This window comes from Rhodococcus wratislaviensis, from assembly GCF_900455735.1.
Classification (GTDB): domain Bacteria; phylum Actinomycetota; class Actinomycetes; order Mycobacteriales; family Mycobacteriaceae; genus Rhodococcus_F; species Rhodococcus_F wratislaviensis.
In genome coordinates this window covers 692,247-701,908 of record NZ_UAUI01000022.1, presented here as the reverse complement: position 1 = coordinate 701,908, position 9,662 = coordinate 692,247, and the positions used below count along the sequence as shown (strand labels likewise).

The 9,662-nt window shown below is 66.6% G+C and carries 10 protein-coding genes; 3 read left to right on the top strand and 7 right to left on the bottom strand.

Annotated elements, in window-relative coordinates; all coding sequences use genetic code 11:
• On the top strand, nucleotides 1-874 hold an 874-nt coding region (locus tag DTA22_RS25680; protein ID WP_146777792.1), incomplete at its 5' end, for an AMP-binding enzyme.
• A 43-nt stretch (nucleotides 875-917) separates the two neighbouring features.
• On the opposite strand, the gene DTA22_RS25675 is transcribed toward DTA22_RS25680, so the two are convergent.
• The 3 genes from DTA22_RS25675 to DTA22_RS25665 form a co-directional block, all read right to left on the bottom strand.
• The gene (locus DTA22_RS25675; RefSeq protein WP_112301340.1) at nucleotides 918-1,583 is read right to left on the bottom strand and encodes a GNAT family N-acetyltransferase; all 666 of its coding nucleotides are present in this window, start codon (nucleotides 1,581-1,583) and stop codon (nucleotides 918-920) included.
• 102 nt (nucleotides 1,584-1,685) lie between these two features.
• Nucleotides 1,686-2,171, bottom strand: a complete 486-nt coding sequence (locus tag DTA22_RS25670) for a nitroreductase family deazaflavin-dependent oxidoreductase (protein ID WP_112301339.1) — start codon at nucleotides 2,169-2,171, stop codon at nucleotides 1,686-1,688.
• A 10-nt stretch (nucleotides 2,172-2,181) separates the two neighbouring features.
• Nucleotides 2,182-3,345, bottom strand: coding sequence for a steroid 3-ketoacyl-CoA thiolase (locus DTA22_RS25665; protein ID WP_037241636.1), 1,164 nt, complete (start codon nucleotides 3,343-3,345; stop codon nucleotides 2,182-2,184).
• Nucleotides 3,346-3,505: 160 nt separating this feature from the next.
• On the opposite strand from DTA22_RS25665, the gene DTA22_RS25660 reads away from it, so the two are divergent.
• Both DTA22_RS25660 and DTA22_RS25655 read left to right on the top strand, forming a co-directional pair.
• Nucleotides 3,506-4,762 carry a cytochrome P450 gene (locus DTA22_RS25660; RefSeq protein ID WP_112301338.1) on the top strand — a complete coding sequence of 419 codons (1,257 nt, stop codon included), beginning with the start codon at nucleotides 3,506-3,508 and terminating at the stop codon, nucleotides 4,760-4,762.
• 86 nt (nucleotides 4,763-4,848) lie between these two features.
• Entirely contained in the window at nucleotides 4,849-6,105 is a 1,257-nt protein-coding gene (locus tag DTA22_RS25655) for an erythromycin esterase family protein (protein WP_112301337.1), read from the top strand.
• Between the two features lie 10 nt (nucleotides 6,106-6,115).
• Here the strand turns inward: DTA22_RS25655 and DTA22_RS25650 are convergent, their stop codons facing one another.
• The 4 genes from DTA22_RS25650 to DTA22_RS25635 are packed head-to-tail and all read right to left on the bottom strand — an operon-like array spanning nucleotide 6,116 to nucleotide 9,658.
• A complete protein-coding gene (locus tag DTA22_RS25650) occupies nucleotides 6,116-6,529 on the bottom strand; it encodes a nuclear transport factor 2 family protein (RefSeq protein WP_112301358.1) in 414 nt (137 codons plus the stop codon).
• Between the two features lie 10 nt (nucleotides 6,530-6,539).
• A complete protein-coding gene (locus DTA22_RS25645; RefSeq protein WP_112301336.1) occupies nucleotides 6,540-7,403 on the bottom strand; it encodes a TIGR03619 family F420-dependent LLM class oxidoreductase in 864 nt (287 codons plus the stop codon).
• A 15-nt stretch (nucleotides 7,404-7,418) separates the two neighbouring features.
• Nucleotides 7,419-8,594, bottom strand: coding sequence for a thiolase domain-containing protein (locus DTA22_RS25640; protein WP_112301335.1), 1,176 nt, complete (start codon nucleotides 8,592-8,594; stop codon nucleotides 7,419-7,421).
• Entirely contained in the window at nucleotides 8,594-9,658 is a 1,065-nt protein-coding gene (locus DTA22_RS25635) for a thiolase domain-containing protein (RefSeq protein WP_112301334.1), read from the bottom strand. The genes DTA22_RS25640 and DTA22_RS25635 overlap by 1 nt, the downstream gene beginning before the upstream one ends.
• Between the last annotated feature and the right edge of the window lie 4 nt (nucleotides 9,659-9,662).

Sequence of the window (9,662 nt, the reverse complement as noted above, 5' to 3'; positions counted from 1 at the left end):
AGTGCTGCTGGAATCGAAGTTCGACGCCGACCGCACGTGGGAGCTCGTCGAGCGGCACAAGGTGCAGATCCTCATCATCACCGGCGACGCGATGGGTCGGCCGCTGATCGAGGCGCATCAGCCGTCGCGCACCGACACGTCGAGCCTGGGTGTGGTGGCATCGGGGGCGGCACTGTTCTCACCGGTGATCAAGGACGCCTTTCTCGACGCGTTCCCGGGACTGCTGGTGTCCGATTCGATCGGCGCATCGGAAACAGGTTTCGGCGGAATCGGTTTCGCGACCAAGGGGGAGAAACAGGTGGGCGGGCCCCGGGTCCCCGCCGGCCGGTACGCCCTGGTGATCGACGAGAACGACGTCCCCGTCGAACCGGGGTCGGGGAAGGACGGCTGGTTCGCGAAGGGCGGGTACGTCCCACTCGGCTACTACAACGACCCGGAGAAGACCCGGGAGATCTTCCGGGAGGTCGACGGGCGACCCGTCGTCGTCACCGGCGATCGCGCGCGGATCGAGGCCGACGGATCGATCACCCTGCTCGGCCGCGGCAACATGGTGATCAACACCGGCGGCGAGAAGGTGTTCGCCGAAGAGGTCGAGAGCGCAGTGAAGGCCTACCGCGACGTCTACGACGCCATCGTGGTCGGCGTCCCCGACGAACGGTGGGGGCACCGGGTGTCCGCGGTCGTGCAGGCGCGGGACGGTCGGGGCGTCGACTTCGCCGGACTCGAGGACCACGTGCGGCAGAGCCTGGCCGGCTACAAGATTCCGCGTCTGGTGTGGGTGGAAGACACCGTCCAGCGCACCCCGAGCGGCAAGCCCGACTACCGCTGGGCCCAGGGCGTCACCAAACAGCGCGACCCCGACCACCGCACGTGAGTGGCGAAGTGTGCTCCCGCACGCTTCGCCACTCACGTGCGGGTCAGGCGGGAGCGCGGACGACCAGGACCGTTCCCGGGAATTCCGCGGCGAGTTCCTGGCGGCTGTGCTTCACGGCCGCGGTGCCGTAGCCCTTCTTCCTGGCGTCGGGGGAGATCCAGATGGCCACGTCGACCTCGCGTCCCGACAGTTCGCCGAACACCATGCCGACGGCAGTGTTCTCCGCGGTGTCCTCACACACGAACCAGGCGGCGGACTCGTCGTCGACGCGGCTCAGGCCTTCCGTGCGTTCCTTCTCGACCCGCTCCTCGGACCACTGCGTGCCCGCGTCGTCGACCTGCTCGCCGCACCGGCGCCGGAACAGTTCCGCGTCTTCGTCGGTTTCGGTGAACGGACGGAGGCGGAAGTTCCGCCCGGTGCTCGCCGGCCGGTCCGTCGACGTCCACTCGAGGGTGGCGTCGAGGTCCTTCAATTCCGTCTGGATGCGGAGCCGTTCGACCTTGGTGAGGCGGCGGAACGTCAGGTTGAGGACGGCTTCCGCGTACGCCTCGGAGGTGTCGAGAAGCCCGGCGACGGTCGTGAGGGCCTCGGCGTGATCCTCGCTGTCGACGATGGCGTCGAGCACCTCGTGGCGCTGCTCGAGTGCACGCAGCAGGACCGCGGTGAGCTCTCGACGGTCGTGTATCCGATCTTGAACCTGTGTACTCATGTCTGCAATTCCTCGCCCTCGGCCGTCGTACAAGTCCGTACGCGTCAATACTGCAAGAAGTCCTCCGACATGGCACCCGTTACCCGGCGGTACATACACGCTCTATCGGGGAGTGCAGACCACGACGGGGATCGTGCGGTCGGTCCAGGCCTGGTAATTCTCGAAATCCGGGTACATGTCGACGAGCCGCGACCACAGGCGCGCGCGTTCCTCGGGGTCCGCCACGTGGGCGGTCATCGGCCGCACCCGCGACTTCACCTGGACGGTCACCTCGGGGTTCGCGCGCAGGTTGAGGTACCACATCGGGTGCTTCGGCAGGCCGCCCTGCGAGGCGACGACGATGATGCGGTCGCCGTCCTCGAGGAACAGCAGCGGGCTGATCCGTGACTCGCCGCTCTTCCGTCCGGTGGTGGTGAGCAGGCAGACGGGCAATCCGCGGGGGAAGGCGCTGCCGACCCGCCACTTGCTGCCCAGTCGCCCGCCCGTCCGCCGGTACAGCACGACGTTGATCTTCGACATCCACTTGATGAAGGAGACCGTCCACTTCGAGTCGAGGCCGGGCGGTCGGGCGGGGGCGGGCGCATTCATCGAGCGGATCCTAGATCCGCTCGATGATGGTGCCGGTGGCGAGCGCCCCGCCGGCGCACATCGTGATCAGTGCCGTCGATCCGTCGGTGCGCTCGAGTTCGTGCAGCGCGGTGGTGATGAGTCGAGAGCCGGTGCTGCCCACGGGATGTCCGAGTGCGAGCGCACCGCCGTTGACGTTGACCCTGTCCATGTCGGGCTCGTGCACCGACGCCCACGACAGCAGCACCGAGGCGAAGGCCTCGTTGACCTCGAACAGGTCCAGGTCGCCGATCTTCATGCCGCTGCGTTCGAGGACGCGCGCGGTGGCCTGGACGGGCCCGTCGAGGTGGAATTCGGGTTCGGAGCCGACCAGCGCCTGGGAGACGATGCGGGCCCGGGGCGTCAGGCCGAGAGCGCGCGCCCTGGCCTCGTCCATCAGCATGACGGCGGCGGCACCGTCGGAGATCTGTGAGGACGTGCCCGCCGTGTGGATGCCGCCCTCGAGGACGGGCTTCAGCTTGGCGAGCGACTCCGCGGTGGTATCGCGCAGACCCTGATCGCGCGTCACGACCCGGGTCTCCCCGGTGAGGTTGCCTTCCTTGTCCACCACGGGTGCGGTCACGTGCAACACTTCCCGGTCGAAACGCCCTTCGTCCCACGCCTGCTTGGCGCGTGCCTGCGAACGGACTCCGAGAGCCTCGACGTCCGCGCGGGTGATTCCGCGGCGACGGGCGATGCGCTCGGCGGCCTCGAACTGGTTGGGCATGTCGATGTCCCAGTCCGCGGGCCTGCGCGGCCCGGCGTTCTCGCCGACGTTCGCCCCGAGCGGCACCTGGCTCATCGCTTCGATGCCGCAGGCGATTCCGACGTCGATCGCGTCGGTGGCGATCAATCCCGCGATCAGGTGGTTGGCCTGCTGCGCGGAGCCGCACTGGCAGTCGATCGTGGTGGCGCCGACCTGCCAGGGCAGTCCGGCGTGCAGCCACGCGGTCCGGGTGATGTTGTTCGACTGCGCGCCCGCCTGGGTGACGCACCCACCGATCACCTGCTCCACCAGTTCGGGGTCGATGCCGGAGCGGTCGAGGATGCCCCGCTGAGCGGCACCGAGGATCTCGGCGGCGTGCAATCCGGCGAGCCAGCCACCGCGCTTTCCGATCGGGGTGCGTACTGCCTCGACGATTACTGGTGTGCCCACGGTGGGCTCCTTTCCTTGTTCTCAGAAAATAGAACAGGTTCTGCTATCCGGGCAAGGTCTGAATGAGCTTTCCTTTGCTAGTCGCCCGGCTTGTGCTTCAATGCTAGTAGAACGTGTTCCACATCACGGAGTGGTGTATGGCTTAGGGCAGGAGACAGCAGTGGCGCAGCCCAATCTTCCAGAGGGTTTCGACTTCACCGACCCGGACATCTACGCAGAGCGCATCCCGTACCAGGAGTTCGCCGAACTGCGGAAGACTGCCCCGATCTGGTGGAACCCGCAGCCGCCGGAGATCGGTGGCTTCCACGATGACGGCTACTGGGTCGTCAGCAAGCTCGAGGACGTCAAGGAGGTGTCGCGGCGCAGCGACGTCTTCTCCACGCATGAGAACACCGCGATCGTGCGCTTCGCCGACGACATTCCGCGCGAGAACATCGAGATGCAGCGTTTCATCCTCATCAACAAGGACGCTCCCGAGCACACCAAGCTCCGCAAACTCGTCTCCCGCGGCTTCACGCCCCGCGCAATCAACAGCCTGCGCGAGGAACTCACCGAGCGCGCCGAGAAGATCGTGAAGGCTGCCGCCGAATCGGGGGCCGGCGACTTCGTCACCCAGGTGGCGTGTGAGCTTCCTCTGCAGGCGATCGCCGAACTGCTCGGTGTGCCGCAGGAGGATCGACTGAAGGTGTTCGACTGGTCGAACCAGATGACGGGCTACGACGACCCCGAACTGGACATCGACCCGCAGGCCGCGTCGATGGAGATCCTCGGCTACGCGTACCAGATGGCGGACGAGCGCAAGAAGTGCCCCGCCGAAGACATCGTCACGACGCTGATCGAGGCGGACATCGATGGAAATGAGCTTTCTCCTGAGGAATTCGGCTTCTTCGTGATCCTGCTGGCGGTCGCCGGCAACGAGACCACGCGCAATGCCATCACACACGGCATGATGGCGTTCCTGGACCATCCCGATCAGTGGGAGCTCTACAAGAAGGAGCGTCCCAAGACGGCGGCGGACGAGATCGTCCGGTGGGCGACTCCGGTCAACTCGTTCCAGCGCACCGCACTGGAAGACACCGAACTCGGCGGCGTGCAGATCAAGAAGGGGCAGCGAGTCGTAATGCTCTACGGCTCCGCGAATTTCGACGAAGATGCGTTCGAGAGCCCGGAGAAGTTCGATATCATGCGGGAGAACAACCCGCACGTCGGATTCGGCGGAACGGGCGCCCACTTCTGCCTCGGCGCCAACCTGGCGCGACTCGAGATCGACCTGATCTTCAATGCGATTGCGGATCACCTGCCCGATATCAGTAAGCTGGGAGATCCGCGGCGGTTGCGCTCGGGCTGGCTCAACGGTATCAAGGAGTTTCAGGTCGATTACAAGACTGCGTCAGGCGGTTGCCCGGTCATACACTGACCCCCTGATTCAGCGGCGTCGGAGGGTACCCTCATCCTCTCCGACGCCGCTGTTCTCTTTCTGATCGAGGAAGGTGGGAGCAGGTCATGACCGTGCAGGCCACCGTCCGCGACGTGGGTGCCGTTTTCTCGGCACCGGGGGACCCGAGCGTGACCGCTGCCCTCGGCGCGTTCCTCCGCCGCCTAGACCCCGCGCCCCGACTGCTCGGGTTCGGCGAGCCCATGCACGGGGAGGAGAGCTTTCTGCTGCTCCGCAATCAGATGTTCCGGTTCCTCGTCGAACATGAAGGCTACCGGTCCATCGCGATCGAAAGCAGTTGCCTGAAGGGGCTACTCGTCGACTCTTTCGTGCGGGGTGCGGACCGCCGGCCACTCGACGACGTCATGGAGCGCGGATTCAGCCACGGCTTCGGTGAGTCCCGGGCGAACCGCGACCTGATCGGGTGGATGGCCGAATACAACCGTCGGCGAGAACCGGACGAGCAACTCCGATTCTCCGGATTCGACGCCCCCATCGAGATGACGTCGGCGGACAGCCCGAGGCAGGCCCTGACCTTCCTCGACACCTACCTGAGGACCCACCTCGACGAGCAGGATCTGCCCTGCGCTCCGGGCAGGATCTCCGCGCTGATCGGCGACGACGACCGTTGGAGAAACCCGGCTGTCGCGATGGACCCGACCCAGGCCGTCGGTACCACCCCCGAGGCCGTCGAGTTGCGTCTCATCGCCGACGACCTGATGACCCTGCTCGCGTCGCAGACGCCCCGCCTCGTGGCCGACGGCACGCGAGACGAAGTGTGGGAGGCCGAGCTTCACGGTCGCGTCGCGACCTGCCTGCTCAGTTATCACGCAGGCATGGCTGAGAACTCGCCACGCCGCATCGCCCGGCTCCTGGGAATCCGGGACACCCTCATGGCGGACAACCTGTCCGCGCTGGTGGAGAGGGAGGCCGATCGAGGCCCGACGTTCGTCTTCGCTCACAACGGCCATCTGTCGAAGGGTGAAACCCACTGGGATCTCGCCGGACTGCATCTGCACTGGTGGTGCGCCGGCGCTCATCTGGACGTGCGGCTCGGCGACGCCTACACGGTCATCGGTTCGGCCGTCGGGGAGGCGCCGGGTCACGGCATCGGGCAGCCGCCACCCGGAACCCTCGAGGATCGGCTCTTCGCGGTCGGGGAGAGCTGTCTCGTGCCTGCCGCGCCGGTGGCGCGCAGGATCGGAGATGTGGAGAAGCGTGCCGATCCGTCGGGCAACTCCACGTACTTCCCGTTGGACCCCGCCGGCGTCGGCGAGCTCGACGGGATCCTCTTCGTCCGGCACATCGACGACGCCGGCACGTGATTCGGGGCGTTCAGGCCTTGCGCAGTGTCTTCATCGCCCGCTCGACCTCCCAGAAGGCCCGCAGGGACGTGATCTTGCCGTCCTCGTTCACGCGGTAGATGAACACGCCCTCGGCGTCGATCTGGGATCCGGCCACCGTGGACCGGATGGTCCCGATGTTCACGTTCTCGTTCCCGCACACCAGTGAATCGGTGATGAGGAACTCGAGCGATTCGGTGGTCGCGATCGTCATGTCGTAGAACCGGGAGATCGCGTCGAATCCGTGGTGACCCTTGCCCTCAGGGTCGAAACCCGAAGGGCCGACCGGGTCTTCGACACAGGCGTCCTCGGCGAACAGGGCAAGCCACTCGTCCTTGCGCCTGCCGCTGGCCGCCTCGCGGGACGCCTGCCCGGCGAGGCGGGCGGGATGGTCGGTCGTCGTCATGTCCACACCCCTACCCGATGTACTGATCGGCGAATTTGCGCAGCGACTCCTGCTTGGCCTCGAGCGGTCCGTCGAAGCCGATGCCGTCGAAAACCCACGGGACGACGATCGTGTCGGTCACGCCGGCATCCGCCAACTCGGCGTAACCGTCCTTCCCGAAGCGGTCGATGCACACGGTCTGGATCTCGTAGGGCAGATCGGCGTGGCCGTACTCCTCGCGGAGTTCCCGCAATCGCGCGATGACCTGGACGAGATCGTCGAACTTGATCATCGCGGACGTCCAGCCGTCGCCCACCCGGGCGGCGCGGCGCAGCGCGACGTCGGTGTGTCCGCCGACGTAGAACGGCACCGGTTTCGTCGGCGCCGGGCTCATCTGCAGTCGGTCGAAGTCGTAGAACTCACCGTGATACTCGACCATCCCGCCGCCGAGGATCAGTTTGATGACCTCGATCATCTCGTCGACGCGCGCGCCGCGCTTCGCGTACGGCACTCCGCACCATTCGAATTCCTCCGGTGCCCAGCCGATCCCGACGCCGAAACCGAAACGGTTACCGATGAGGTTGGCCACCGAACCGACCTGACGGGCGAGGAGTACCGGGTTGCGGGAACCGAGCTTGAGGACCTGGGTGTAGAACTCGATCTTCGACGTCACCGCGCCCATCGCGGCCGCCGCGATCAGCGGATCCACCCACGGCGTCTCCTCGTTCCACATCCGCGAGCCGTCCGGTGTGTACGGGTAGTCGGCGCTCTGCTTCTCCATGAAGAACAGTGAGTCGGGGAGTGCGATGGACGAGAATCCGCACTCCTCAGCTGTTTTCGCGAGAGCGGGCAGTTGGTCGAGGGGATTCATGGCGATGCCGACGGTGAACTTCATGGTGATGTCCCGCTCCTATTTGTTCGGCCGGTCGGAACCGACCACCCACATCGAGAAGTACTGCGAACCGCCGCCGTAGGCGTGGCCGAGTGCCTTGCGTGCGTCCTTCACCTGATGGTCGCCGGCGCGGTGCATGACCTGCATCGCCGACTCGGCGAACCGGATCATGCCCGAGGCGCCGATGGGGTTGGACGACAGGACGCCGCCGGACGCATTGAGCGGCAGCCGGCCGCCGATCGCCGTCTCGCCCGCCTCGGTGAGTTTCCAACCCTCGCCCTCCGAGACGAAGCCCAAATTCTCGAGCCACATCGGTTCGAACCAGGAGAAGGGGACGTAGATTTCGGCGACGTCGATCTCGTCGAGCGGATCCTTGATGCCCGCTGCCTTCCACAGTGCGGCCGCGGCGTCCCGGCCGGCCTGCGGATTCACCTGGTCGCGTCCCGCGAACGTGGTGGGCTCGGTGCGCATCGCAGTGGCGTGAATCCACGCCACCTCACGACCGTCCGCAATGACCTGCTCGGCAGCCTCCTCGTTGCCGATCACCAGCGCGCAGGCGCCGTCCGAGGAGGGGCAGGTCTCGTCGTAGCGGATCGGGTCCCACAGCATCTGCGAGGCCTGCACGGACTCGAGCGTGATGTCGGGTTGCTTGAGGTGGGCGTACGGGTTGAGGCTGCCGTTCAACCGGTCCTTCACCGCCACCATCGCGCCGATGTGATCGGGTGCGCCCGACCGCCGGATGTACGAGCGGACATGCGGCGCGAAGTACCCGCCCGCGCCCGCGCCGACCGGCATGTGGAACGGAATCGGGGTGGACAGCGCCCACATGGCGTTCGATTCGGACTGCTTCTCCCACGCCACCGTCAGTACCCGCTTGTGCACCCCCGACTTCACGAGGCTCGACGCCACCACCGCGGTCGAACCGCCGACCGAGCCTGCGGTGTGCACGCGCAGGAGTGGTTTGCCGTTGGCGCCCAGCGCGTCCGACATCGCGAGTTCCGGCATCATCGACCCCTCGAACAGGTCGGGGGCCTTCCCGATCACCACCGCGTCGATGTCGTCCCAGCCCACCCGCGCGTCTTCCATCGCGCGGTCGATCGCCTCGCGAACCAGTCCGGACATGGACACGTCGTGCCGCTTCGCCACGTAGTGCGTCTGACCGGTGCCGAGCACCGCGGCCAATTGATTCGCCATCAGTTGCGTCCCTCCAAGACTGCGACCAGATTCTGTTGCAGCACAGCACCACTCGTAGCGTGCGCCAGCGTGCGCCCGGCGTTGCCGTCCATGATGGCCTTGGCTGCGTAACCTATGCGTTCCAGACCCGCGGCGAACATCGGATTCCCGCTCAGCGGGCCGCCCGACGGGTTGATCACCGTCGCATCGGACAGTCCGATGGCCTCGCGGAGGATCAGTTCCTGATGGGTGAACGGTCCGTGCAGTTCGGCCACGTCGATTCCGCCGACGTCCCCTCCGGTGGCACCGCGGGCGGAGGCCGTCGTGGACGGCGAGACCGTCAGGTCGCGGGCGCCGAAGTTCGGGGAATCGATCCGATGCTCGATCCCGGTGATCCACGCCGGCCGCTCGCACAGCTCACGGGCACGGTCGCCGGCGGCGAGCACGACGGCGGCGGCGCCGTCCGTGATCGGTGCGCAGTCGTGGGCGCGCAACGGATCCGCGAGGAACGGGCTGGCGAGCAGCGCGTTGATGTCGACGTGCCCCGACAGCTGGGTGTTCGGATTGCTCTCCGCCGCGGCCCGGCTGCGCGCGGCCACGGCCGCCATCTCCTCGGCCGTCCACTTTCCCGCGTCGAGTCCGAGGCGGGCCTGCAACCCGGCGAGTGACACGGAGTCGAGGGCCAGTGGCGTGACGAGGTAGGGGTCCAGTTGCATCGACAGGATCTTGCGGAGGTTGCCCGCCGACGACTTGCCGAAGCCGTAGACGAGGGCGGTGTCGACCTCGCCCGTCATGATCTTGATCCAGGCCTCGTAGAACGCCCACGCCGCATCCATCTCGACGTGCGACTCGTTGATCGGCGGAACCGCACCGATCGAGTCGACCGCGGAGATGAAGGAGAACGAACGTCCGGCCAGGTAGTCCGACGACCCGGAACACCAGAAACCGATGTCGGACTTGGTGATTCCGAGCTCCTCGTACAGCTGCTGGAAGCAGGGAACGAGCATCTCGACGCCGTTGGTGGTGCCGGTGGTCTCGCGCACGTGCGGTGCGTGCGCGAACCCGACGACTGCGATATCTGTCATTGTG

What these genes read in the sequence shown, in the direction of transcription:
- DTA22_RS25675 (WP_112301340.1), bottom strand. Translation starts at nt 1,583, where the DNA reads ATGAGTACACAGGTTCAAGATCGGATACACGACCGTCGAGAGCTCACC.
- DTA22_RS25670 (WP_112301339.1), bottom strand. Translation starts at nt 2,171, where the DNA reads ATGAATGCGCCCGCCCCCGCCCGACCGCCCGGCCTCGACTCGAAGTGG.
- DTA22_RS25655 (WP_112301337.1), top strand. Translation starts at nt 4,849, where the DNA reads ATGACCGTGCAGGCCACCGTCCGCGACGTGGGTGCCGTTTTCTCGGCA.
- DTA22_RS25650 (WP_112301358.1), bottom strand. Translation starts at nt 6,529, where the DNA reads ATGACGACGACCGACCATCCCGCCCGCCTCGCCGGGCAGGCGTCCCGC.
- DTA22_RS25645 (WP_112301336.1), bottom strand. Translation starts at nt 7,403, where the DNA reads ATGAAGTTCACCGTCGGCATCGCCATGAATCCCCTCGACCAACTGCCC.
- DTA22_RS25640 (WP_112301335.1), bottom strand. Translation starts at nt 8,594, where the DNA reads ATGGCGAATCAATTGGCCGCGGTGCTCGGCACCGGTCAGACGCACTAC.
- DTA22_RS25635 (WP_112301334.1), bottom strand. Translation starts at nt 9,658, where the DNA reads ATGACAGATATCGCAGTCGTCGGGTTCGCGCACGCACCGCACGTGCGC.